Here is a 23,442-nt window from a genome sequence, read left to right as displayed (position 1 = left end):
GGCTTGCCAGTCTACTTTGAGAGCTTCTTTGTCGCTCTTTTCTTGCCAATGGGCTTGGCTCTCACTCAAACCTTCTGAAACTGCTGCCTTGATGTCTGCTTGCTAATGCTCAGGAAGACGGTACCCCTTTTGGCAAAGGCGGTAATTGGAAGAAGGGTGTTTCTCGAGAAAGAGGGGGTGGATGCTGAAAGGCTGACGAGCGTTGTTTGAAGGGTATGATCTTTGCTGAAAGTTTCTGAAACTGCTGCGTTGATAACTATTTTCCAAGTGCATGGAAGACGGTGTCCTTTGGCAACTGAGGCGGTGATTTTTTTGTTGGAAGAAGGCGGGATGGATACACAGAGGCTGGAGAGCGTTTGTGTTCCTTTGCGTGCAAGAGATGAGGCGTGTGTAGGGCGAGCACTTTTGTGATGAGAGTTGTAGGGGTGGTGTTGACTTGTTTTGCTGTATGAATAGCTTATTTCATTGTTGTTTTTGTTGTTATTTTTATGGTTTTGAAACATTTTTTGTCCCCGCGCGTGCTTGAAAAATACGTTGTTCGTGTGATGTCAAGAATTGTCGCTATAGTTGATCAAACTGCGGTAAAGCATGTCGTTGTTCTCAGAGATGAAAGATGAGGAGCTTCCCTGTTTTTGCTGTTCTAGCCGTTCGATCTCACGGCGAAACCAGTTGCGCCATGTGGCTTGCCAGTCTACTTTGAGAGCTTCTTTTCCGCTCTTGGCTTGCCAATAGTCGCGAAACTTCTTTTCTTGCCAATAGGCTTGGCTTTCACTCAAACCTTCTGAAACTGCCGCCTTGATGTCTGCTTGCCAATGTTCAGGAAGACGGTGTCCTTTGGCAACTGAGGCGGTGGTTTTTTTGTTGGAAGAAGGCGGGATGGATACAGGAAGATTGCTGGGTGGGAGATTGGTGGCGGATTTTGTTTTTTCCCCCATGACAATTTGCGCAATAGGGGCGGGGGCGAAATCGGCTTGTGGAGTGTTTAGGGGAGAGGCGTTTTTTTGCTCCGCTTCTTCTTGTGGAGGGGAAGGGAGAGCAGAATCAAGAGCTAAAGAGAGAGACTGGTGATCGCTTTGTTCAAAGTTTTCTTCGCAGGAAAAACAAGGTTCTATCTCATCACACAAAATTTTCTTTTCAAAAACACCGTGAGGTGTTTTCTTTTCTTCTGTCTTTTGAGCTTCTAAGCTTTGTGCAGCATCTTTTGTACTCTCGTTAAGCAGTTGTTGAATCTCAGCATTGATTTTTTTACGCTTTTTTGCCGAAGAACGACCCGCAAAGGATTTTTGTTCAAGCAATTTTTCACGCTCTTGAAAAACATTTTCGCAACGCTTGTTCCATAATCCATTGGCTAAATTTAAAATCTTACCCTCTTGGATGAGCATTTCTAAAACATTAACAAAAGTTCGCTTGTCACAACCACAAAGACGCGCTAAACGTTCTTCCGATATTTCTAGAGGACGACCGCGTGCATACATTTCATTGAGAAGAATCGTATAGATTCCAATCTCGTGTGCGCGCATCCCACGAACACCTCCTAGAAAGTCATTTTGATACCAACAAACATACGGAAGCCTGGACGATTCATAATGAGGAGTTTCTTGTTGATTAGCGTGTTTCATACTGCAGTCTACTTTCTTTTTTTTATACATTCTTATTGACGATAAAAGCGCAAATAGGGATTCAGCTTGTGTTTTGTTTGGCTCTGTTTGATGATGACGAGAGGCTTCTTTACGACGTTTATAAATGAGTGGGTGTGCTTGAAGCGCATGCAAACTTACGATTTAAGATTGCGGTGATGGAAAAAATAAAGAGTACCACACATTTTCAATATATCTGCTTTTGGGCAGCAACTTTTGGAGGTGGCTTTTATATCCTTTGGGGTGGTTAAAGTGTTTTTATGATCCAAAAATAAAAAATTTTTCCCCCTAAAAAGTAAAATTTGTTTCCTTAATTTTATCCTTTTTAGAGGATAATGCAAGCCAATTTTATAAAAAGGACGTGTTTTTTGTAAAAGACGCGCTATATGGTGAAATTATGAATATCGATGGTTGGCGTCAAAGATTAAGGATCGCTTTGGAAAAAAGTGGGCGGTCAAAAAGATCTATCTCCCTCTCTGCTGGTAAAGGTGCGGGATACCTTCATTCTATTCTTTCTGAAGGAAAAGAACCAACAATCGAATCTCTTTCGCGAATTTGTCACGAAATTAATATCAGTATGAATTATATTCTTTACGGTAAAGGGGCTAGCCCTGAAGATAAAGAATTTATAGAGCTTATTTCAAAACTCTCTCCGCAAGAGAGACAGGCGATTTTGACTCTTTTGCGGCGACCCGTTGACGAAGCTCCAAAATAAGTTCCTTCTGTGCTTTTGAATCAAGACGACTCCAGTATTTTATTAATATTATATCACTCATTTTATCTCTCCAGCGTGTTTATAATTGCAATCGAGTAAGAACAAATAGAGAACAACAAAGGGACATGAGAGGAACAAAGAATAATAGATTTTTATTTACATATGTCATTTGAACCCCGCAGAGATTTAAAATATATCTTTTATGAAGGATAAAATGGTTGACATCTCTCCTATAGAGGATATAAGACTAACGCTATATTTAGTCTTGTCAAGACAAGGCTATGCTTTATCAACTATCTAAAGGGGGAAATCATGAAAAATATTCCATTCGTTAAAGAGGATGAAATTATTATCGTTTTATGCGAAGAGGAAAATCCTAATACTTATGAAGGACCAATCGATGAAATCGAAGAAGTGCTCGAACTGATTGAAGAATGTGAAACTGTTTATAGAGTTTTACGACTCGATCTGACAACTTCTCATGCTGAAGATGTTACGGAACAAATCGCTGACTTTTATGTCGAAAATCATGAAATGAATGAAGAAAATACGCCATTGCAGCCCTTCGTTTTGAATAGTGAAGCTTATCATGTTTGTTTAAATGAAAGAGCCGCTTGCGATTATGAAGATAATCTCTATGGCTCTTATGAAAAACAGCATCGTTTACGCCCATGTGATGTCTTGACAGATTATTGGTGGTAAACATGCCAAGTTATCTCAAGACTTCTTATCAAGGGGTTCCACTTTATTATGCTGGAAATATGCGAAATTTAATCAGACTCGAACCACAAAAACACAACGCTATTCTTTTCATATCGCAAGAGGTGGCTCAGTTTATGGTAAAAAAATTGGAGGAAGAATATTGCCGCCATGATTTTTCCGTCGTGCAATAGCTAGATTGAAAAAGGGAGCCGCAATGATGGGCCCAAGTGCTTTTTTTATTGCGGTGACCATGATGCGCGTTATGTTTTCCTTCTTGGGGGGGGGGAGCTTGGGGGAAAATTTTTAGCCGATATGGGAAAGGGGATATGAAGAAAAGAGCCTATGGATGAGAAACTGCGGGAGCTTTGCGAGGGGAAAAGCTGTCGGCTGGGTTCATTGGGGGGATTGAGGAAATTGGGGGGAGAGGTAACTATCAGTGGCTTGGAGTGATACGTAAAGCATGTTGGAAAATGGAAGGAGATGTTTGAAGGGGGAATTAAGACCGTTAAAGCTTGTTTAGACGTATTGGGACACGTGTGTTCTGGGAGCTTTTATATTGAGTGTTAAGGGGGCATTATTTTACTCATGAAAGGGCAAATGCTTTTTTATTGCGGTGACCATGATGCGTGTTATGTTTTCCTTCTTGGGGGGAGCTTGGGGGAAAATTTTTAGCCGATATGGGAAAGGGGGGCATGAAGAAAAGAGTCTGTGGATGAGAAATTACGGGCGGTTTGCGAGGGGGAAAAGTTGTCGGCTGGGTTTTTCATTGGGGTGATTGAGAAATTTGCGGGGGGATGTTGAGGGGGGCAGCAGTTTTTTTGTTTTCAGGGGCACAATACTTGAGGGATGCATTGAAGGATGCTGTCGCCTTTAGTCCGTGTGAGGGATACAGGCTTAAACAATGTGAATGTTTCAAAGAGGATATATTGCAAAAAACACTTTAAAGATGAAGGGGAGAAATACTATGCCAATCATTATCGATTGTATTCAGGGAACGGAAGAATGGCAGAAAGTACGCAATGGTTTGATTACGGCTTCTTTGTTTGAGATGGTTATGGCACAAAAAAAACAGGGGCAAAAAACTTCACGATATCATAGTGTGATGATGAAATTGGCGGGAGAAAGAATTACAGGAAAAACCGTTGAGGAAGGAACAACGGTTTCTCAGCGACGTGGGACAGAATTAGAACCAATCGCACGACAACTCTATGCAAAACTTACGCATACAGAACCTGAATGTATTGGCTTTGTTTTGGCAGATGATCGCGGACAAGGATTTTCTCCCGATGCTTTTGTGGGAGAAAATGGCTTATTAGAAATAAAAACAAAAAAACCTGAAATTTTGATCCCTCATTTTATGCAAAAGACTTTTCCAGCAGAACATAAAGCACAATGTCAAGGAGGGTTATGGATTTCTCAACGCGAATGGGTGGATTTAATGCTCTATTGGCCTGATATGCCACCTTTGATTAAACGTGCTTATCGTGATGAAGCGTATATTTGCAAGCTTGAAAATGAAATTAGCCGTTTTAATGAGGCTTTGGAGAAGATGGTACAGCAAATTAAGTGTGTTGAGACAGGTTTTAGTATAAGGACAGAAATTGCTTTGAAGGAAAGGAAAAACAGAGAGCGGGGAGCGAATGCAAAGCGTCTGCTGGTGGGCAAAACAAGAATGAGGCGGGCAAGAAAGGGATCTGTACAGCATTGAGCAGGGGAAAAGTTTTATAAAAAGGAAAGAGCAGAGGGGGAAAAGCAAGTGGGGTGTTTGAGGAGAGCGGCAAGTAGGGGGCACAGGAAGCGCAGGGGATTTGGAGTGAATGTGAAAACTTGTTGGGAAATGGAAGGAGATGTTTGAAGGCGAAGTGGGAGCGTTAAAGTTTGTTTAGACGTATTGGGACAGAAGGGGGGGCTGGGAGCTTTTGTGTTGAGTGTTAAGGGGGGGAGATATTATTTTACTCATGAAAGGGCAAATGCTTCTTTATTGCGGTGACAATGGTGCGCGTTATGCTTTTGTTTTTTGGGGGCTATCTGTTTTAGTCGGTATAGGGAAAGAGAGGTATGAAGAGCCTATGCATGAGGAACTGTGGGAGGCGTGTTGGGGAAGTGAGACAGGAGACGTATGGGGCGTGGGTTTTAGCTGCTTTTATGTTGAGTGTTAGATGTTGAGTGTTAGGGAGGCACTAATAAATAAGGCAAGAGCCTTTCTCACTGGGGAGAGAATGCTGCGCATGATACTTTCGTTGATGGAGGATCAATGGAGGTGATTGATGCTTATAGAAAAGAGGAGAGGGGTAGGAGAAGAATAAACAAAAGAAGAATAAAATGGTGCTGCGAGAGAGGATTGAACTCTCGACCTCTCCCTTACCAAGGGAGTGCTCTACCACTGAGCTACCGCAGCCCCTTTTCAATCTTTGCGCTGTCTTGTGCCATATTGTCAGAAAATAGGCAAGAGAACATTTGTATATTCTTGCAAGAAAACGTATCTTATGTCATGACATATGTTTCTTATATGCTTAAATATTTAAGGTTATGAGTTGCTTGGATAGAAGCTCAACACTGTTTAAAAGGTTGCGCAATGACACAAATGCATCAAAAACAAAAACAAAATGAAATGAATCATCAAAATGAAAAAGCAAAACGGCGTCAAGAAAGATTGGCGCAACAATTGCGTCAAAACCTGAAACGTCGAAAAGAGCAAAGCCGACAAAGAGCGCAAACAGAGCTCTAAAATGCAAAAAGCCCTAAAATGCAAAAAAATGTTTTTTAGTGAAGCTTTGCAACTAAACTTCTCAATAATTTATTCTCATATTTAGAATGCGTTCTAAAACGATTAATAAAGCATAACTTCCCGAAGGGGGAAAACCTTTGGAAGGGCAGGCACAAAGGAAAAGAGGGAAAACACTATGGATTCTATTCAAATTGTTGGGGGGAAAAAGCTTAAAGGAACCATTCCTATATCAGGGGCAAAAAACGCTGCATTGCCTCTTATGATTGCGGCGCTTTTGACAGAAGAAACGCTCACTTTAGAAAATATCCCTCATCTGGCCGATGTCGAACTGCTTATTCGTATTCTCAATAATCATGGTGTTGGGTATGCTGTTGATGGACAAGAGTTTAACGATGAGTGTGTGAATTCAAGAACAATTCATTTTACTGCGCAAAAAATAGCGACAACACGTGCGCCGTACGAACTGGTGAAAAAAATGCGCGCAAGCTTTTGGGTTATCGGACCTCTCCTTGCACGATGCTTAGAGGCTTATGTGTCGCTTCCTGGAGGATGTGCTATCGGAACAAGACCTGTCGATTTTATCCTTGAGGGACTCAAAACTTTAGGCGCACAGATTACGATCGAAAATGGATATGTTCATGCAAAAGCACCAAGGGGGTTAAAAGGTGCTCACTATCGTTTCCCTAAAGTCACAGTTGGTGGAACCCATGTAATGCTTATGGCGGCGACACTGGCAGAGGGAACAACCTTTCTTGAGAATGCGGCTTGTGAACCAGAAGTGGCAAACCTTATTCGAACCCTGAATGCTATGGGGGCTCAAATAACTGGTGAAGGAACAACAACGCTTACAATTGAAGGGGTTAAAAAACTTAAAGGAACAAAAATACGCGTCATTGCTGATCGAATCGAAGCGGGGACATATGCAATGGCTGTTGCTATGACAGGAGGCGATGTCTTTCTTAAAAATGCAAATCCTAATCATCTTACAAAAGTGCTTAAGGTACTTCAAAAAACAGGACTCGAGATTCAAATAGAACCTCAAGGAATTCATGTTAAGCGAAATCCAAAGAACACAAAAATTATGCCTGTTGATATTAAAACAGGACCTTATCCTGCTTTTCCAACCGATCTCCAAGCGCAATTCATGGCGCTCATGACACGGGCTGAAGGAATCTCGCATATTACAGAGACGATTTTCGAAAATCGTTTTATGCATGTTCAAGAACTCAATCGTTTAGGGGCCTCGATAAAGCTTGATGGGCAGACAGCAACTGTCTATGGAACAGAGAATTTGCAAGGGGCTCCTGTCATGGCGACGGATTTGCGCGCTTCTGTTTCTCTTGTGATTGCAGCATTGGCAGCAAAGGGAGAAACAATCGTCAATCGTGTCTATCATCTTGATCGTGGATTTGAGAGATTAGAGGAAAAATTAGTCCGTTGTGGCGCAAAAATCCAACGTATCACAGTGTAATTCCCTTTGAGGGTATTCTTTAATCTCTCTCTTCGGGGGGCTTAATCTCAGAAAACAAGGTTTGTTAATCCTCTCAATAAACGTGGGGTTTATCTCATGGTTTTGGAGTTTTTACGAGCGGGCATAAGTGTTTGAGAGGCGGGTGGAGCTCATAAAACAAAAAAAGATTTGTATCATTGTCTAAATGTCGTTTATGGCGCTCATAACACGGGCTGAGGGAACCGCGCATATTACAGAGACGATTTTCGAAAATCGTTTTATGCATGTTCAAGAACTCAATCGTTTGAGGGCGTCTAGAAAGCTTGATGGGCGAGAGGGCAACGCATCTCATGGAACAGAGAATTTGCAAGGGGGGCCTCATCATGGCGACGGATTTGCGCGCTTTTTGTTTCTTTTGTATTTGTGTTATTTGTATTATCATTGCCAAAGAAAATAATTCAAAATGATAGTAAACGTTCACAATATTTATTGTTTTTTAATATAAAAATATGATAATAAAATAATCTATGTATTTTATAGTGTTTATAATTATTCAAGGAAAATGAAATGAAGCAGACTTTTAAATTATTGAGTGCTTTATTGATTATGATTGGATGTTATCAAGCTCAATTGCCTCAAACCATTGCAGGTACATGGAAAAAGTCTGGTGTAAATCAACTTGAAAAAAAAGTTCTTTATGGTGCTTCAGAAGATTTTCAGAATGACCCTGCTTATATAGAATGGTGTATAGTACATGACAAGAATCCGGAGTGTAATCCTTTAGAATCTCGCAATCCACGGAAGTTTAGTATAACTCTTGGGCACGGGTACTGATGAAAAGGGCAATGTAATCTCTTTAATTGATGAAAAAACGAATATGGAAAACCTATAAAAGACAATCATAACAAAAAAGTATCTTCATTCTTTAAAAGCTGAGGATGGCATTGTTAATGGGGCGCCGATAAAGCGCTATGGATTAGAGGGTAGCGCATCTCATAAAACAGAGAATTTGCAAGGGGGGCCTCATCATGGCGACGGATTTGCGCGCTTTTTGTTTCTCTTGTGATTGCAGCCCTCTTATCTTGTTACATTGGCAGCAAAGGGAGAAACAATCGTCAATCGTGTCTATCATCTTGATCGTGGATTTGAGAGATTGGAGGAAAAATTAGTCCGATTTGGCGCAAAAATCCAACGCATCACAGTGTAAATCTGTAAGATGTCTCTCAAAAATGGCTTTGGGAGGGGGCGATATGTTGTTAGGTGTGCTTTTGGGAGGCTTGATCTCAAAAATAAAGGGTTATTAGTCCTCTCAATAAAAGTGGGTTTTATCTCATGGTTTTGGAGTTTTTACGAGCGGGCATAAGCATTTGAGAGGCGGGGGTGGAGCTCATAAAACAAACACTGTTTTAAATTTTATTGCCAATTTCCTGAAATTACCTTATAAATAACACTGTAATTTTGGTCGTCTACGCAACGGCCAAGAGGGATTCAAAACCCCTAAAGTTCAGTACATAAGATTAGCCTACTTTTGTGGGTTTCCCGGGATTCCGGGAGTTTTTGCCATGTCCAGGTGCGATGAGCACTAAAAGCAAAAGGCTGAGTCAAGTTTCAGCTCTTTCAACTCCCGGAATACCAATGCGAGGGCGCTCGCTCTCGGCAGGGGAGCTTGAAGTGCAAACTAAAAATCCACACTTTAACGACATTTCGATAGGCAGAAAAATTCGCTTTAAAAGAACAATGATCGGAATGTCGCAAAAGCAATTAGGCAGCCAGTTAGGTGTGACTTTTCAACAAATCCAAAAATATGAAAAAGGCTCTAATCGTATAGGGGCGGGGCGTTTACAAGAAATTGCTGACATTCTCAATGTTCCCATTTCCTTTTTTTACGCTGATCTCTCAACAAAAGAAAACGCCTTGTATCCTTGTGATGAAAGGATCGGAAGTAAAGAAGAGCAAATCCTTTTGAAAAGTTTTAGAGAGCTCAAACCTAAAAAGCAGAAAGCAATTTTGTGTTTGATTTCCTCCCGCTCTACGCTCTAAAGGATGCATATTCCTGACTTAAGGGCTGCCCTGTAAACAGTCCGGCTTCTGTTGGCGGGGGGGGTGACCTACTCCTAGCCAACTCATGTGGTTCACTTTAAAAAGGCTCTACGGGGCAAGCCATGCCCATTTATTACACACTCTAAAAACACTTAATATGGAAAGTTTTACATGCCTTATATCACCGCTCTAAACAACAATGTTTTACGGCACAACATGATAAACCGCGCTTTTTTTCAGTGAACACTAATGCGTATTGTTATTGGTTTTTTTTCTGTTAAGAAGCGTATACAGTGTCGTAAAAGAGTTAAGTAAGAAATTTAAATAGCGCGTGAAGCATCAAAGAAACTTTGGAAAAATTCTTGAAAAAATTAGTTTAGGGGAGCTTTTTATAAAAGCCCGTCTTAGAGAGGCAGATAAGTCTTTCATCTTAAGATGGTTTGCTTTACGTTTCAAAACTTGATAAAAATTCAAAAATTTCGAAAAAAATAGGAAGAGAAGCTTTTTCTGGTATGCAGGGGGGAAATGGTCAATAAATTAGACAAAAAACAGATTATATTTTTAGCATTGCCACTCATCTTTTCAATCATTGTAGCTTTTTTGGTCAATATAACCATCAATAACATTACAGAAAATGGAACGACGCCTGATGCTTATTGGTTTGTAAGATCAAAGCCACTGGATATTTTAATCCTTATTGCACTTTCATGTTCTTCATTCATCTTATTACAAAAAAGGCATACCAGAAAAAATATCATTATTTCATCCATGATCATCTTTGGTTTGTTTGCAACTTATTATAGTGCAAATGAATATATCAGACTAAGTCCCTATGTAGGTCAAGATAATATGACATGGGCGGATGTTTTTCCTTTCTTTGATAGGATGGTTTTAGGGGGTGTTGTTATTGGCGTTATTATCCTTGGTTACACGATAAAACTATCATTACCTAAAGCTTCACCTTTGAAAATTTCAAAAAATACGATCTTTGGTGGTGTTCAATGGATGAGTATGAAACGCCTTGAAAAGATTTTTCCTCGTGATGGTGAAGTCGTCATAGGAGAGCGCTATAGAGTCGACAAAGATATTGTTAAAGATGTCCCTTTTAATCCTAAAGACAAAACAACATGGGGAAAAGGTGGTCGCCAGCCATTGTTGACATATAAACTGGATTTTGATTCAACCCATATGTTATTTTTTGCTGGTTCTGGTGGTTATAAAACAACCAGTAATGTTATTCCAACTTGTCTCAAATATTCCGGTCCACTGATCGTTTTTGATCCTTCAACTGAAATCGCTCCAATAGTTAAAGACGCAAGGGAGGATTTTAAAAGAAAAGTATACGTTCTTGACCCCCATAGTTCTTCAACAGAAACTTTTAATCCTTTAGATTGGCTGTTAGATGAAAATCTCCCCCTTTATGAAAGAGAAGCGGGTGTGGTTGAAGTTGCTAGACTCCTTCTTTCTGAAAACTACAAATCAACTTCGACAGACCAATTCTTTGTATCACAGGCACATAATTTGTTAACAGGAATACTTGCGCATGTGGTCTTTTCTGATGAATACACATTACAGGAAAAAAACTTAAAAACCCTTCATACGATCATGTCAATGCCAGAACCGTCTGTGATTGGAAAATTGCGTTCCTTACAGGCTTCATCGCCATCCCAATTTATTCGTGAAACTCTTGGGGTGTTTACAAACATGATTGAACAAACTTTCTCAGATGTCTATTCTACTGTTGCAAAAGATATACAATGGCTTTCCCTCTCTAATTATGCAGATCTTATCAGTGGTTATAACTTTAAAACTAATGATATAACAAAAGGAGATATCGATATTTTTTTAAATATCCCCTCAAAAATTTTAAAATCTTATCCAGGTGTTGGGCGTGTCCTTGTTGGCTCTTTTCTCAGAGCTATGGAAGCTGCTAATGGTAATTATGCAAAAAGAGCGCTCTTTATTTTAGATAATGCTGATCTTTTAAGATATATGAACATTTTAGAAGAAGCACGTGATTATGGACGCAAATATGGCATATCTCTCATGCTTTTTTACGAGTCTGTAGAGCAAATAGAACGTTATTTCGGTTCGTTAGGCGTTATGACATGGTTTAAAAATTGTGCTTTTGTAAGCTATGCCGCAATAAAAGATATTAAAACTGCTGAAAATATATCTAAGGCATGTGGTCAAATGACCATTGAAGTGAAAGATTCAAGCATAACTCTGGGAACATCAGGTATAGAAGGAACAGAGCATTTAAGTTTGCGACAAAGACCCTTAATATATCCACATGAAATAACACAAGAAATGCGAAAAGACGAACAGATTATTCTCGTGCAAGGAGAGCTCCCTATCCGTTGTGGACGCTCTATCTATTTTAGACGTAAGGATTTAACAGCTCTTGCTAATGAAAATAGCTTTTCTTCTTAATAAAGCACTTGTTTTTTAGTTAAAATGAATAAAGCATTATTGTATTTTGGGGTGATATAATTAGAGATAAATTATTTTTATAGTACATTTTTATAGTACAGTGGCTTGAAAATGGGAGAAAGTCATAAACGATCTTTCTGCTAAGAAGACAAACACCAAAAAAATCAAGACATAAAAAGAGTATCTTATCAATTATAATGTGTGGGGTGTTCAAGATAATACGTAGAATATTGGCTGTGATAGTTAAAAAGTTGCTTTACGCAATCTTCCTTATTCTGTTATTTATTCGTAAATCAGTTTTTGCCTTCTTAAACTTCTTTGCTGGTGGCTTGATTTTATTCCTATTTTTTCTTTTTTGGGGATACACAGCGAGAGTTGCACCCTATGAACACCAAACAGCAATGGTCATTGGTGGTATCATCATGATATTTCTTTGCTTGTTTGCTAATGATGCCTATGAAAGGTTTTTACTACGTCTAGCTAATACGTCTAGCTTCTCTTGATTATGATCTTATAATTTTTAAGTAAATAGCGCTCATTTCGTTCGTATATAATTTAATCAAAAAAGAGAGGTGGGGTGCCTCTTATAAAAAATACAAATAAAGACTGTTTTAAATTTTATTGCTAATCTTCTCCAATTCCTTTATACCTTAAAGGGTGACTTTGGTCGTCTACGCAGCGATCAGTAGGGTCTGAAAGCCCTAAAGTTCGATCATAAAATGAACCTACTCTTGTAGGTATCCCGGAATTCCGGGAGTTTTTGCCATGTCCAGGTGCTCTCTAGCACTAAAAGCAAAAAAAGCTGATTCGAACTCAGTACTTTCAGACTCCCGGAATACCAATGCGAGGGCGCTCGCAACCGGCAGGGGAGCTTAAAGTGAAAGCTAAAAATCCACACTTTAATGACATTTCGATAGGCAGAAAAATTCGCTTTAAAAGAACAATGCTGGGGATGTCGCAAAAGCAATTAGGCAGCCAGTTAGGTGTGACTTTTCAACAAATCCAAAAATATGAAAAAGGCTCTAATCGTATAGGGGCGGGGCGTTTACAAGAAATTGCTGACATTCTCAATGTTCCCATTTCCTTTTTTTACGCTGATCTCTCAACAAAAGAAAACGCCTTGTATCCTTGTGATGAAAGGATCGGAAGTAAAGAAGAGCAAGTCCTTTTGAAAAGTTTTAGAGAGCTCAAACCTAAAAAGCAGAAAGCAATTTTGTGTTTGATTGTCTCATGAGATAAGAAACACTGTTTTAATTTTTATTGCTGATCTCCTGAAATTATTTTATGAACAAGAGCCAAGGTTCTCGTCGTACAGTGTGGTTGAATGGTGGAACCTAAAGCCTGAGAATTCAAGCTGAGACATTAGCCTGCTTTATAAGTATCGCGAGATTCCGGGAGTTTTTGCCATGTCCAGGTGCGCTCTAGCACTAAAAGCAAAAAAGCTGACTCGGATTCAGTGTTTTTGACTCCCGGAATACGCATAAGAGGCGCTCGCTCTCGGCAGGGGAGCTTGAAGTGAAAGCTAAAAATCCACACTTTAACGATATTTCGATAGGCAGAAAAATTCGCTTTAAAAGAACAATGATCGGAATGTCGCAAAAGCAATTAGGCAGCCAGTTAGGTGTGACTTTTCAACAAATCCAAAAATATGAAAAAGGCTCTAATCGTATAGGGGCGGCGTTTACAAGAAATTGCTGATATACTGGATGTTCCCATTTCCTTTTTTTACGCTGATCTCTCAACAAAAGAAGACGTCTTGTATCCTTATGATGAAAGGATCGGAAGTAAAGAGGAATACCAGCTCCTGAAAAGTTTTAGAGAGCTCAAACCTAAAAAGCAGAAAGCAATTTTAAGATTAAATTTTCGTTAGAATTAAAAAAAGATTAAAGAGGCTCTTGCTAAATAATAAATTATTATATAAACCCTTTTTCAGAGAAGGGGGTTAGCATTTCTCCCTCCCCCCCCCCCGCAGAAATGTCGAAATAAAACCTCCTTCTCATCGTTTTAACAATCACGAAAAATTTTATCCTTTATCTTTTATTTTTTTAAAAAGAGTGACTTATTTGTGCTAGAAAAGTTGCTGTATTAGGCAAATTGGGGGGTGGGGTGTTTTTAGGATTTGGGAAGGGTTTGAAAAATCGTCTTGCCAAATAGAGTTCTCAAAAGGAAACAGTGGAGAGCGATCACCAAAGGGCGCACAGTGGAGAGTAATCATCAAAGGGGCGGCTTAAAAGAAGCTACCAAAAATCTGGAACTTCAGGCTTTAAATGAGGACCAATCCGTACCGCCGAGACCTTTTCTGCTAAACCTGTGCGATCTGAAATCTCAACCGCTAAACCACAAAGGGTGGCGGGACCACACGCCGGTTCAAAACGATCTTGCTTCGTCTTATAAAGAAAACGGTGTAAGGGTTCTTCTTTATCCATTCCAAGAGATGAATTATAATCTCCACACATGCCTGCATCTGTTAAATAGGCGCTCCCACCTTCTAAGATCTGCGCGTCAGCCGTGGGAATATGCGTATGTGTGCCAACGATAACACTCACACGACCATCAAGAAAATGGCCAAAACATTGTTTCTCGCTTGTCGTTTCTGCGTGAAAGTCAAAAATAACCGTATCGGCTTGCTCCATCAATGAACAGGCAAGCAGAATATTTTCCGCTGTTTCAAATGGATCTTCTACTTTGAACGGCATAAAAACGCTGCCCAACAGATTGGCGACAAGAACACGGGCTCCATTTTTTGCCGTAAAAATACCAACACCTCTTCCGGGAGTTTCTTTCGAAAAATTGGCAGGGCGTAAAAAACGATCGCTCTCATGGGCATACTGCAATGCTTCTTTGTGAGAAAAAGCATGATTGCCCGTGGTGACAACATCAACACCGGCTATCAAAAGATCTTGATACGTTTCTTGTGTGAGACCAAAACCACCAGAGGCATTTTCACCATTTACCACAACAAAATCAAGCTGCCACTTCTTAATCAGTTGAGGAAGGTGTTCAAAAACAGCTTTACAGCCTGTGTTACCAACAATGTCACCTAAAAATAAAAAACGCATAGGCACTTTAATCATATTTTAACATTTTAAGAAACCTTTTTCTGTAAAAATTCCCTGTACCTGTAGATCATGTTCTGCTGCGGGAATAGAGGAAACCTCCTGACATGAAAATCCTATGCCCCATAATGTCATTTGATGCCCTTGTTTTTCAAGAGCTTCAACCGCACGGTCATAATATCCTCCTCCATAGCCAAGACGGTGACATTGACGATCAAACGCAGAAAGTGGAACAATAATATTATTGGGGACAACAACACCATTGTCGGCACTGGGACCAAAGGTGCCAAAGCGCATGGGTTCTAAAATCGTGCTGGGCGAAAATGCACGGAAAACCATGGTGGTGGGATCAAGTACTGCTGGTAAGGCTAAACGTCCGCCGCGTAATGCTACAGCATCCAGTAAAGGACGCGGGTCAATTTCCGATTTAATGGGCCAATAGCCTGCCAAAATGAGGCGTGAAAAATCTGTCCCCTTTTTTTCAAGGTATTCAATAAAGTGGCAACAAGCACGCTGCGAAAAGAGTGTGCGCTCTTCTATTAAAAGAGCATCACGACGCGATAAACCGCTTTTGCGCTGCTGTGTACGAAGGGATGAAGCAGATTCACAGAGGGGATTTTGTGTCATTGTCTCGCCAGTTGTTTTATAAGATGCTGGTATTTTATCTATTGTTGGCGTTTTGTAAATCTCTGTTAAGATAAGAGCTGTGCTCATGAAAAAAAGCATGAAAAAAGTGTGTGCTCTTTAGGGGGTATCTTGGTGCGACAAGCCGCTTTTGCGCTGCTGTGTACGAAGGGATGAAGCAGATTCACAGAGGGATTATTTTTGTAAGTGCTGTCTGTTTCATAAAATAAAGCCCCTCGTAATTTTTATTTTTTGAAAAGAGAGTATCGTCATTAGTCTTATGTAAAAGGTCGCTCTCAATTTTTATCTGGAAAAATTTTATTGATGTAAAAAAGGGTGATCCACAACAGCCGATGGAAAAAGCTGATCCCGGGAACCTATACAAATAGGTGGGCGCCATATGAAAAAGCCCACGGGCTTGATCAGGGACAGCTCCCTTGGAGATCATTAAGGTCTCAGGAATACGTTATTTCCTGTCGAGAAGCGCAGAACACCCTCCTTAATATAAAACAATTTCAGAGTTTCTGCTAGAGATAAAATAACCGCAATCTCTTATTTTTCATAAAGTTTTTTCAAGATGGTTTTACAATCTTGCTGGTGGCTGCTGGAAATGGCTGTATGATATATAGAACGCTTTATTCAAAGTAAAAAAAGCAAAAAATATGAGTGGGGGTGAGTGATTGAGTGACGCAGAACGGTTTATTGGCAATCGCTTGATTTTTATGTTTCGCGGGAATGCTTGGAGGAGCTTTGAAGGGGAAAAGTTTCTTATTCAAGGATGTTTGTTTAACTGACATTGCGTCTTTGAAGTTTTTTCCTTGTAGGGAATATTTCAGTGCTGTTTTATCAACTTTGAGGGGTGGAGGAGAGCCGATACGGTATGTGCTCCGCTATGGTTGAAGCTCATAAAAATAAAAAAAGACGATGACAGTTTATCAAAGGTGCTTAGCGATGTTTTAAGCTTTTTTCAAAAAATATTTTTTGAGGATCGTATTTACAAATTTTTTATCCATGATGGAGGGATGTAAAAAAAAGAGGTGGTGTGAAGAAGACTCAGGTGTGAAGCGTTTGCTTGCTATGAGAAGAAATTCTGTAGAGGGTATATTGGAAGTGTTTGGAAGCTGCCTTCAATAAAAAACAGGTCAAAATTCAAAAAAGACATTGTCAATTGCGTGGTGGGGGGTGATGGCGTGGTTATAAGCAGGGGGCTTTTAGTTTATTGAGTGGAATGTGAAGCCGGCTTGCGTTTTATCTAAGTTTGAAAGGATGTCGTAAAGCGTCTCGTTCTTGAATGGTTTCAAAGAGCTTGTGGTGTTTGTTCGTCTAACAGAGCTTGCACGCGCTTTTGAATCCTGCGCATTTGTGGGTAATACTCTAATGCTGCTTCATAAGCTTTAAGAGCAAGTTTTGGACGCTCTGTTGCTTCCATGGTAACGCCAAGTTCAAAAAAAGCTATATAGTTGCGCGGCTCAAGTTCAAGAGCATGGTTGAGATCAAGCATGGCAAGCTTGAAGTCGTTTAGTTGAATGTGAATCCAAGCACGTCTTACCCAAGCTTCAGCGTAAGTAGGTAAAAGTGCAAGAGCATTATCAATATAATCAAGCGCAAGTCCATAATCGTCGCTACTGATCGCATTTTCAGCCCATGACATTAAAAGATCAATTGTATCGCTCCCCGATTGCGACCATAAAAGTTGAAGTTGTTGACTGATCTTTTTCGCTTGAGAAACATCAGCACAATATTTCAACTCTTTCAGTAAACGTAAAATTTTGGCTTCTTTGCGTTGTTTAACTCTGTCAACATGGGAAAGCTGCTCTTTGTCAAAATCTTCAAGAGTAATCGCAGACAAATCAGAATCAGAGGGCATTGAGGAAGGGGCAGGAGAATTGGGAATAAGATCATCTAACGGTAAAAGCGATTGTGGAGAAGGACGATCTTCAGGAAGCGAAGGAGGATTTTGCCCATAGCTAGAGGGAACAAAACAAAAAATGCCAACAAAAAAAAGAAAAAAAATGTGCTGGAAAATACAGAAAAAACGCAGCTGAAAAAATCGAAAAGCTTTTAGAAAAATAGAAGAATCCATAAAAACAAGCCCCCAAAAGATAAATCACCAAATATTATCAAACAATGGACTCGTAACCAACGGACTTATAACCAAAAAAACTTAAGAAAAATTTTTAAGCCTACAAAAAGTAGGCATAAAAACATTAACCCTAAAAGAATTAGCCCTGACGCGCTCTAAAACGTGGGTTCGTTTTATTAAGAATATAAATACGACCTTTACGACGCACCAAACGATTGTTACGGTGGCGCTCCTTTAGTGCTTTAAGCGAATTTTTAATTTTCATCATATTCACCGTTAAACAGTTTACGTAACACAATACTATAATACAACATTAAAACACGAAAATACAATATTACAACCCCAATACACTGCTCACACTATGAACATTGCATTGCGATATCGTACTTGCATCATAACATCACACGACACACTTTTTCACTGTGATCACAAAAAGAGAAGCGCACTCTTAAGGTACGCATTAACCACTTCATTAGCACAACGAATAAGTGAAAATTGCAAAAAAAGTAAGAAAGATTTAACAAGAAGTCTTATTCTTGTCAAGGGTGTATTATACATTTCCTATGGTGGGTTAATGGTTGCCTTGAAGGTAAAAAATATTCTCGCAAAAAAGAAGAATAAAAAGTGGAAACAAGTAAAAGCTTCTCATTTGTGAGAAGAGAAACCTGTTTTTCCGTAAAATATCATCGTTTAGGCGGTGTAGAAGGCTTATGTAAAATTTATACCATGATGTGTTTTTTGTTAGTGTGTGAGGATATTCTTAAAGTTTGCTCTTAAAACCTAGAAAATAAATTGCATGATGAAGACAAAAGGGATGAATTGATAAGGATCAATTTCTACTGTTCATAGTAGACATAGCAAACTTAAGAGTCTCGCATAGTGTTATGGTTTTCTCATTACAAATCTATGTATCTTTAACCATAGCATTTGCTGCCTGCATATCACAAGCGGGATTGGTGTATGGGTAAAAACACTTGAAGAGTAAGGAATAAAACGGTCTTTTATAAATGCTTTCAAGTGCAAGAGAGTGCTGCAACATTGGGGACTGGCAAAACGGTGTGATGAGGCTGGCGTTTACGCTTCATAAGCTTGAAGAAGGGGTGGTGCACTATAAATGTTTAAGCTATTATCGAGAGCTTTTATACTCTATGATGAGGGGCTGTTGTGAAGTGGTGGCAATGTGCATTGGCCAAGTGTTTCTTTAAAATAAGTGTTTCTCTAAAATAAGCGCGTGTTAAAACAAGTGCGTAAATTGGCAACGCAAGTGTCTTCTGTTTGAGGCTTTTTATTTTACGTGAGGGCTGAGAGGATGTTTGGGAATGGATAAGCTTAGTGCTGTAATCACGTCCTGTAATTATATCTTTAACGTGGAGATCAGGAACGGAGTGGCGCGCTTGGAACTTCTAATGGGGGATTAAATTTGTGCTATTAGAGTGAAAGATTCTGCATAAATTTCTCTTTGAAGTCAATAGCTTATGATTTTTTGCAACCCAATTATTTCTACGTGTATTTCTACGTGGGGTGGATTGCTGGATATTGTCAAGCGGATGGGGAATTCAAACCATCCGGTGAGAGAGCCAGTATACTGAGAATACACTTTGGCTCTTGAATGTGGATGGTTTGAATTCCTTTTAATATCCATGCTGTAGAAAAATTTGACCTTCCCAAGGGTGATCTATGATGATGTTTATTGAAAGAGTGAAAGGTTCACATTGTCTGGCGATAGACGTAATAAAAGTATGTCATAATACCAATTTATATACATGTTGCCAATGCCAAAGAGAGCTGACACAATGATCATTGGGATCCCGATCGATAGGGGCAGTGACTCTCTTCCTCCCATAAGGCATGCTATACAAAGAATTCCTGTCATTAATAAAAAGCCTATTGCGAAGACTTTCGTTACGAGAACAATGGGTTTACGAAAGATTAAAAGAAAGAGGAATAGCATGTGTCTGAATGGACCCCCTCTCCGTTTTTTTTGGGAGGAACAGGCTGTGCCTCATTTAAAGTTGCTTCATTATTTTTAGAAATGAAGTATTTTTTCGCTAAATGAGCGTTTTAAAGGCAATGATAGTATTAAAAAGTATAATTTAGCTTTACTAGGATAATAAAATAAACATTTATACTTAGTCAATTAAGGGTGCTGTTAGGTGCTCTTGAAAGAAGCTTGGAGCGCGAAAAAAATTGAAACTTCGTGAAGTGTGCGGGTCTGATGGTCTTGATGAATGTCATTGTTGAGCAGGATAGAGAGTTACAGAGAGTCTTTTGTGGGTGAGAGTATGCGTAAACAAAGTACGCTTACGATAAGGGAGTTTATAAAGAACTGTGCGGGATGCAATAAAGATATGCCATAAAACCCATGAGCATTATACGGTGGTGATGCGCCTTATAATTCATTGTTTTAACAGGATTAAAAGGTAGGAAAATGGATGCGCTGAAAAGAGGGGGAGCGTGAGAGAAGAAAAATTGATTTGTAAAGAAGAAATTTAAGCCGTTGGGGGACGTTGAGGAGACTTTTTCGAGAAAGATGTTGAGCGGATGAACAAAAGAAGAAGGTCCTCTATCCGTTAAGGAAAAAAGAGAGAGAGGAAAGTTGCTATGCTGGAGGGGCTATCTTCTGATCAATATTGGGCTGCGTTTGCGAGAGTTGTTTGGGTAGAGTAATACGTTTTACCTCTCAGCGATTTTATGAGAAAACAAAACTCATGCTTTTGTGAAAATGCTTTTGTGCAAAAATAAACATAAGAAGAGAGGCTAGAGGCAATAAAAGCGCATCGTGGATTGGTATCTATGGGCGCAATCGATCAGTCTCTTTCCTAAAGATTGGGATTAAAAGGAAAATGAAGGGGCTGCCTCTATCATGGGGAATAATGATGCCTAGAGGTAACATGTTGGATGAGGCGGTGATGTTGGATGAGTGGATGATGTTTTTGAGAAAAAAGGGGGACAGAGTTTTGGGTGGGAAAGAAGGGTTGAAAGGGGTTGGGGAGCGTTTGTTGAGCCGCATGGATAGTCAATCGGTGTGGAGTGAAGATTTGTTTTTGAGGGGGGATGAGATGTGAAACGGTTTGTGGGCGAGAAGAGGTGATGTTTTTAAAAGAGCAGGGCTTGTAGGAGGGTGTGAAGGGGGGAGAAGCCCCCATGTCAGGGGAAAGTTAAAAGGTCAGGGGTGTGCGCGATTTGAGCCGCTGGATATCGGTGTGAGGGGAGAGGGTGCTTTTTCTGTCTTCACTTGGGTGAAAAAGCGTTTTTATATGTGAGCGTTAAGATTTGCTCGCTGGTCCCATTAATTGGATGACATGCCCCATTTTGCGGTAGGGTTGAACAGTGCTTTTGCCATATAAATGGATTGAGGTGCGCTCTTGCGTGAGAAAATATTTTAACGTGCTTAAATTGTTCCCAAGAAGATTTGTCATTTGGCAATCGCTATGACGGTATGTGCTGCCTAAGGGAAGACCGCAAATAGCACGGATATGCTGTTCAAATTGTGAAGTTATGCATGCTTTTTGTGTCCAATGACCAGAATTATGGACACGCGGCGCGAGTTCATTTACTAAAAGATGACCATCCGTTAAGACAAAAAGTTCAATACAAAGAACACCAACATAATCGAGGGCATCCATTACTGTTAGGCTGATTTCTTGGGCTGCTTTTTGCACGTCAAGTGGAATATGGGATGGAACAAAGGATTTATGAAGAATTCCGTTTTTATGTTGGTTTTCAGGGCAATCATAAAAAATATGTTCCCCTTGTTTTGTGCGAGCCGAGAGAACTGAAATTTCTGATAAAAAAGGAACTATTTCTTCCAAAATACAAGGCTGCTCCTGAAAAGTCCTTAAGGCTTCGTCAAGGGTTTGTTCATTGGGGCGGTCAAGTTTGATCTGGTTTTTCCCATCATAACCAAAACGACGCGTCTTTAAAAGACCACGTTCGCCTAAGGCATCGAGAGCGGAAAGAAGAGAAGAAGAATTGTCAACAGCATACCATGAGGCGGTTCCAATCCCTTGATCACGTAAAAATTGCTTCTCAAAAAGTCGATCTTGCGTGATCTCTAATGCTTTGGAAGAAGGATAAACAGGCTTACTCTTCTCTACATATTGAACCGTTTGAAGCGAAAGATTTTCAAATTCATAGCTGACAACATCACACTGAGAAATAAAATGATCTAAAGCTGATGTATCGTCATAGGAGGCAACAATATGGCTGTTTGCTGTTTGAGCGGCTGGGCAATCGGCCTCAGGGCAAAAAATAACTGTTCGAAACCCTAATTCTGCGGCCGCTATGGCGAGCATCCGTGCTAATTGTCCGCCCCCGATTAAACCAATGACGCTGCCTGGAGGTAATATGTTAGGTGAGGGGGCGTTGGACGAGAGGGGCGTGTTGGATGAGAGGGTGGTGTTGGATGAGAGGGGCGTGTTGGATGAGAGGGGCGTGTTGGATGAGGGGGTGGTGTTGGATGAGAGAGTGGTGTTGGATGAGAGGGTGGTGTTGGAAAACGGTGCCATTTTAAACCTCCGTTACAGGCGTTTTGGCGACATTGGCTGTTTGTTGTTGACGCCAATCTTGTAATCGCTGGGCGAGATCATGATCATAAATGGCCATAACGGCTGCGGCTAAAAGTGCTGCATTAATTGCGCCTGCTTTGCCAATTGCTAATGTGCCAACGGGTATCCCTGCTGGCATTTGCACAATTGAAAGCAAAGAATCTTGACCAGAAAGAGAATGAGAATGCACTGGAACGCCAAAAACAGGAAGAGGCGTAAGGGCTGCTAGCATACCAGGAAGATGCGCTGCACCCCCTGCACCGGCAATTAAAACTTTAAACCCTGCGTCTTTTGCTTCTTTTGCAAATTGATAAAGGCGTTCAGGAGTTCGGTGTGCTGAGACAATATGCGAACTATGAGAAATACCAAGATTCGTCAAAATATCTGCACTATGGCACATCGTTTGCCAATCCGATTGGCTCCCCATTAAAATCGCGACATCACATGATTTTTTCATCATTCACCATCCTTTTCAAAGGTTCAATGCGATTCTTTATCATTATTTTTTTAAAAGTTTTATATTCTCTTTGCAAAGCCAATTGATGACAGAGAAACAGTTATTTTTCAAATAAGATGGAAAGCTAAAAATTTAAAGGGGGATCTCGAGAGTTGAAAAATTAAAGTATTGAAGGTTATGAAGCACTTCTTTTGAGGGGGAGGGATGAATTTTGAGGGGGGTGTTAAGGGGTGGTGTGGGACCTATGAGGCTGTTGAGCTGCGGGATTGTCGTTTATTTAAGGTAAGAGGAAAAAATACATCGGGGGAAAGCCATTGATTGTAAGTTTTAAAAAATGTCTCATTTTTATTTGCTAAAATAAACATGGTCACCATATATTATAAAATCTGCTGCAATTTGAAAAATTGCTTATGAGAAAAAGAGATTTTTATGGCGAAAATGCGTTGCAAAGTGAGGATATTCTTTTGAGAAAAAAGAGATGTCGCTCTCTTAATTTCAAAGGCTATTTATTTTGCTGTTCAAGTGATTCTATTAATTGAGTGGGGGAATATGCTCTTTGTAATCGTTGATATATTTTTAATAATAGCTGATATAAAGGGAAGCGAATAATCAACGCTTTTGTGTTTTTGTTAAGATGTGTTTCTTAGCGATTATATGGTTCTGCGTTTTTTTTTCACTTAAATATAATGACAAGATAAAGTGAATGACGAATTGTGAATAATAAATCCATGGTCTCTTTTTTGCCCAATTTTGTAATAATGGTGGAAGCTGAAATAAATTAAAAGTTAAACACCGGATGTAAAGGAGATTTAAAGCTATGTTTTTTCCATTTTTAATCGCTTTAGGTACTGCAATAACGACTGTGTATGGCAAAAAAAATATAAGTTATGCTTTGTGGGCAATTTTATTCGTTGTCATTCTTCTCACTTTCAATCATCACGCAACTTCTACTTTAAATTTATCTTTTTGA

General features: G+C 39.8%; 21 protein-coding genes, 1 tRNA gene, 1 other RNA gene and 2 pseudogenes. 16 read left to right on the top strand and 9 right to left on the bottom strand.

The window, feature by feature from the left end:
- Positions 1–222 precede the first annotated feature (222 nt).
- Positions 223–411 (top strand): hypothetical protein, encoded by a 189-nt coding sequence (locus ACFIK8_RS06485; RefSeq protein ID WP_375644514.1) that lies wholly within the window; start codon positions 223–225, stop codon positions 409–411.
- Between the two features lie 137 nt (positions 412–548).
- Here ACFIK8_RS06485 and ACFIK8_RS06480 read toward each other — a convergent pair whose 3' ends face one another.
- Positions 549–1,619 (bottom strand): YdaU family protein, encoded by a 1,071-nt coding sequence (locus tag ACFIK8_RS06480; RefSeq protein ID WP_375635609.1) that lies wholly within the window; start codon positions 1,617–1,619, stop codon positions 549–551.
- A 415-nt stretch (positions 1,620–2,034) separates the two neighbouring features.
- Between ACFIK8_RS06480 and ACFIK8_RS06475 the strand changes: the two genes are divergently transcribed.
- The 5 genes from ACFIK8_RS06475 to ACFIK8_RS06455 all read left to right on the top strand — a co-directional run bounded on the left by ACFIK8_RS06475 (position 2,035) and on the right by ACFIK8_RS06455 (position 5,213).
- Positions 2,035–2,352 (top strand): transcriptional regulator, encoded by a 318-nt coding sequence (locus ACFIK8_RS06475; protein ID WP_015857134.1) that lies wholly within the window; start codon positions 2,035–2,037, stop codon positions 2,350–2,352.
- 312 nt (positions 2,353–2,664) lie between these two features.
- Positions 2,665–3,054, top strand: coding sequence for a hypothetical protein (locus ACFIK8_RS06470; RefSeq protein ID WP_015856872.1), 390 nt, complete (start codon positions 2,665–2,667; stop codon positions 3,052–3,054).
- Between the two features lie 2 nt (positions 3,055–3,056).
- Complete coding sequence (locus tag ACFIK8_RS06465; RefSeq protein WP_375644515.1) at positions 3,057–3,245, top strand: hypothetical protein; 189 nt, start codon at positions 3,057–3,059, stop codon at positions 3,243–3,245.
- A 773-nt stretch (positions 3,246–4,018) separates the two neighbouring features.
- Positions 4,019–4,762, top strand: a complete 744-nt coding sequence (locus ACFIK8_RS06460) for a YqaJ viral recombinase family protein (protein ID WP_375647299.1) — start codon at positions 4,019–4,021, stop codon at positions 4,760–4,762.
- 220 nt (positions 4,763–4,982) lie between these two features.
- Positions 4,983–5,213 carry a hypothetical protein gene (locus ACFIK8_RS06455; RefSeq protein WP_375669047.1) on the top strand — a complete coding sequence of 77 codons (231 nt, stop codon included), beginning with the start codon at positions 4,983–4,985 and terminating at the stop codon, positions 5,211–5,213.
- A 164-nt stretch (positions 5,214–5,377) separates the two neighbouring features.
- Here ACFIK8_RS06455 and ACFIK8_RS06450 read toward each other — a convergent pair.
- Positions 5,378–5,452 (bottom strand) — tRNA-Thr (locus ACFIK8_RS06450).
- Positions 5,453–5,629: 177 nt separating this feature from the next.
- Between ACFIK8_RS06450 and ACFIK8_RS06445 the strand changes: the two genes are divergently transcribed.
- From ACFIK8_RS06445 to ACFIK8_RS06410, 8 genes and pseudogenes are all read left to right on the top strand, one after another.
- Entirely contained in the window at positions 5,630–5,782 is a 153-nt protein-coding gene (locus ACFIK8_RS06445; protein ID WP_375635612.1) for a hypothetical protein, read from the top strand.
- A gap of 175 nt (positions 5,783–5,957) precedes the next feature.
- Positions 5,958–7,253 (top strand): UDP-N-acetylglucosamine 1-carboxyvinyltransferase, encoded by a 1,296-nt coding sequence (gene murA / locus ACFIK8_RS06440; RefSeq protein WP_375635613.1) that lies wholly within the window; start codon positions 5,958–5,960, stop codon positions 7,251–7,253.
- Between the two features lie 190 nt (positions 7,254–7,443).
- Positions 7,444–7,636, top strand: a pseudogene (locus tag ACFIK8_RS06435) (UDP-N-acetylglucosamine 1-carboxyvinyltransferase); the annotation flags it as partial.
- 163 nt (positions 7,637–7,799) lie between these two features.
- A complete protein-coding gene (locus ACFIK8_RS06430; protein WP_375669046.1) occupies positions 7,800–8,066 on the top strand; it encodes a hypothetical protein in 267 nt (88 codons plus the stop codon).
- An 801-nt stretch (positions 8,067–8,867) separates the two neighbouring features.
- A complete protein-coding gene (locus ACFIK8_RS06425; RefSeq protein ID WP_375669054.1) occupies positions 8,868–9,272 on the top strand; it encodes a helix-turn-helix domain-containing protein in 405 nt (134 codons plus the stop codon).
- 525 nt (positions 9,273–9,797) lie between these two features.
- Positions 9,798–11,705 carry a Ti-type conjugative transfer system protein TraG gene (gene traG / locus ACFIK8_RS06420; RefSeq protein ID WP_375669045.1) on the top strand — a complete coding sequence of 636 codons (1,908 nt, stop codon included), beginning with the start codon at positions 9,798–9,800 and terminating at the stop codon, positions 11,703–11,705.
- A gap of 877 nt (positions 11,706–12,582) precedes the next feature.
- Positions 12,583–12,939 (top strand): helix-turn-helix domain-containing protein, encoded by a 357-nt coding sequence (locus ACFIK8_RS06415; protein ID WP_375669044.1) that lies wholly within the window; start codon positions 12,583–12,585, stop codon positions 12,937–12,939.
- Between the two features lie 180 nt (positions 12,940–13,119).
- Positions 13,120–13,575 (top strand): annotated as a pseudogene (locus tag ACFIK8_RS06410) (helix-turn-helix domain-containing protein).
- A 367-nt stretch (positions 13,576–13,942) separates the two neighbouring features.
- Here ACFIK8_RS06410 and ACFIK8_RS06405 read toward each other — a convergent pair.
- The 5 genes from ACFIK8_RS06405 to ykgO all read right to left on the bottom strand — a co-directional run bounded on the left by ACFIK8_RS06405 (position 13,943) and on the right by ykgO (position 17,733).
- A complete protein-coding gene (locus ACFIK8_RS06405; protein WP_375652776.1) occupies positions 13,943–14,764 on the bottom strand; it encodes a TIGR00282 family metallophosphoesterase in 822 nt (273 codons plus the stop codon).
- 18 nt (positions 14,765–14,782) lie between these two features.
- Entirely contained in the window at positions 14,783–15,388 is a 606-nt protein-coding gene (locus ACFIK8_RS06400; protein ID WP_375644540.1) for a 5-formyltetrahydrofolate cyclo-ligase, read from the bottom strand.
- 331 nt (positions 15,389–15,719) lie between these two features.
- A non-coding RNA gene (gene ssrS / locus ACFIK8_RS06395) (6S RNA) lies at positions 15,720–15,880 on the bottom strand.
- An 802-nt stretch (positions 15,881–16,682) separates the two neighbouring features.
- Positions 16,683–17,468, bottom strand: a complete 786-nt coding sequence (locus ACFIK8_RS06390; RefSeq protein WP_375669043.1) for a tetratricopeptide repeat protein — start codon at positions 17,466–17,468, stop codon at positions 16,683–16,685.
- A gap of 139 nt (positions 17,469–17,607) precedes the next feature.
- Entirely contained in the window at positions 17,608–17,733 is a 126-nt protein-coding gene (gene ykgO, locus ACFIK8_RS06385; protein WP_013545486.1) for a type B 50S ribosomal protein L36, read from the bottom strand.
- A gap of 2,611 nt (positions 17,734–20,344) precedes the next feature.
- On the opposite strand from ykgO, the gene ACFIK8_RS06380 reads away from it, so the two are divergent.
- Complete coding sequence (locus ACFIK8_RS06380; RefSeq protein WP_375669042.1) at positions 20,345–20,533, top strand: hypothetical protein; 189 nt, start codon at positions 20,345–20,347, stop codon at positions 20,531–20,533.
- 201 nt (positions 20,534–20,734) lie between these two features.
- On the opposite strand, the gene ACFIK8_RS06375 is transcribed toward ACFIK8_RS06380, so the two are convergent.
- Together ACFIK8_RS06375 and purE are read right to left on the bottom strand one after the other, a co-directional pair.
- A complete protein-coding gene (locus ACFIK8_RS06375; RefSeq protein WP_375669041.1) occupies positions 20,735–21,976 on the bottom strand; it encodes a 5-(carboxyamino)imidazole ribonucleotide synthase in 1,242 nt (413 codons plus the stop codon).
- A 1-nt stretch (position 21,977) separates the two neighbouring features.
- Positions 21,978–22,475, bottom strand: coding sequence for a 5-(carboxyamino)imidazole ribonucleotide mutase (purE, locus tag ACFIK8_RS06370; RefSeq protein ID WP_015856858.1), 498 nt, complete (start codon positions 22,473–22,475; stop codon positions 21,978–21,980).
- Positions 22,476–23,289: 814 nt separating this feature from the next.
- Between purE and ACFIK8_RS06365 the strand changes: the two genes are divergently transcribed.
- On the top strand, positions 23,290–23,442 hold the full coding sequence (locus tag ACFIK8_RS06365; RefSeq protein ID WP_012232294.1) for a DUF5993 family protein: 153 nt from the start codon (positions 23,290–23,292) through the stop codon (positions 23,440–23,442).

It is taken from the genome of Bartonella sp. MR168JLCBS, assembly GCF_042194175.1.
This window is presented reverse-complemented; position numbering and strand designations above follow the sequence as displayed.

Bases quoted from the DNA above. Each gene is read 5' to 3' on its own strand.
- ACFIK8_RS06480 (WP_375635609.1), bottom strand. From the start codon at position 1,619: ATGAAACACGCTAATCAACAAGAAACTCCTCATTATGAATCGTCCAGG.
- ACFIK8_RS06475 (WP_015857134.1), top strand. From the start codon at position 2,035: ATGAATATCGATGGTTGGCGTCAAAGATTAAGGATCGCTTTGGAAAAA.
- ACFIK8_RS06470 (WP_015856872.1), top strand. From the start codon at position 2,665: ATGAAAAATATTCCATTCGTTAAAGAGGATGAAATTATTATCGTTTTA.
- ACFIK8_RS06465 (WP_375644515.1), top strand. From the start codon at position 3,057: ATGCCAAGTTATCTCAAGACTTCTTATCAAGGGGTTCCACTTTATTAT.
- ACFIK8_RS06460 (WP_375647299.1), top strand. From the start codon at position 4,019: ATGCCAATCATTATCGATTGTATTCAGGGAACGGAAGAATGGCAGAAA.
- ACFIK8_RS06445 (WP_375635612.1), top strand. From the start codon at position 5,630: ATGACACAAATGCATCAAAAACAAAAACAAAATGAAATGAATCATCAA.
- murA (WP_375635613.1), top strand. From the start codon at position 5,958: ATGGATTCTATTCAAATTGTTGGGGGGAAAAAGCTTAAAGGAACCATT.
- ACFIK8_RS06430 (WP_375669046.1), top strand. From the start codon at position 7,800: ATGAAGCAGACTTTTAAATTATTGAGTGCTTTATTGATTATGATTGGA.
- ACFIK8_RS06425 (WP_375669054.1), top strand. From the start codon at position 8,868: ATGCGAGGGCGCTCGCTCTCGGCAGGGGAGCTTGAAGTGCAAACTAAA.
- traG (WP_375669045.1), top strand. From the start codon at position 9,798: ATGGTCAATAAATTAGACAAAAAACAGATTATATTTTTAGCATTGCCA.
- ACFIK8_RS06405 (WP_375652776.1), bottom strand. From the start codon at position 14,764: ATGCGTTTTTTATTTTTAGGTGACATTGTTGGTAACACAGGCTGTAAA.
- ACFIK8_RS06400 (WP_375644540.1), bottom strand. From the start codon at position 15,388: ATGACACAAAATCCCCTCTGTGAATCTGCTTCATCCCTTCGTACACAG.
- ACFIK8_RS06390 (WP_375669043.1), bottom strand. From the start codon at position 17,468: ATGGATTCTTCTATTTTTCTAAAAGCTTTTCGATTTTTTCAGCTGCGT.
- ykgO (WP_013545486.1), bottom strand. From the start codon at position 17,733: ATGAAAATTAAAAATTCGCTTAAAGCACTAAAGGAGCGCCACCGTAAC.
- ACFIK8_RS06380 (WP_375669042.1), top strand. From the start codon at position 20,345: ATGCCTAGAGGTAACATGTTGGATGAGGCGGTGATGTTGGATGAGTGG.
- ACFIK8_RS06375 (WP_375669041.1), bottom strand. From the start codon at position 21,976: ATGGCACCGTTTTCCAACACCACCCTCTCATCCAACACCACTCTCTCA.
- purE (WP_015856858.1), bottom strand. From the start codon at position 22,475: ATGATGAAAAAATCATGTGATGTCGCGATTTTAATGGGGAGCCAATCG.
- ACFIK8_RS06365 (WP_012232294.1), top strand. From the start codon at position 23,290: ATGTTTTTTCCATTTTTAATCGCTTTAGGTACTGCAATAACGACTGTG.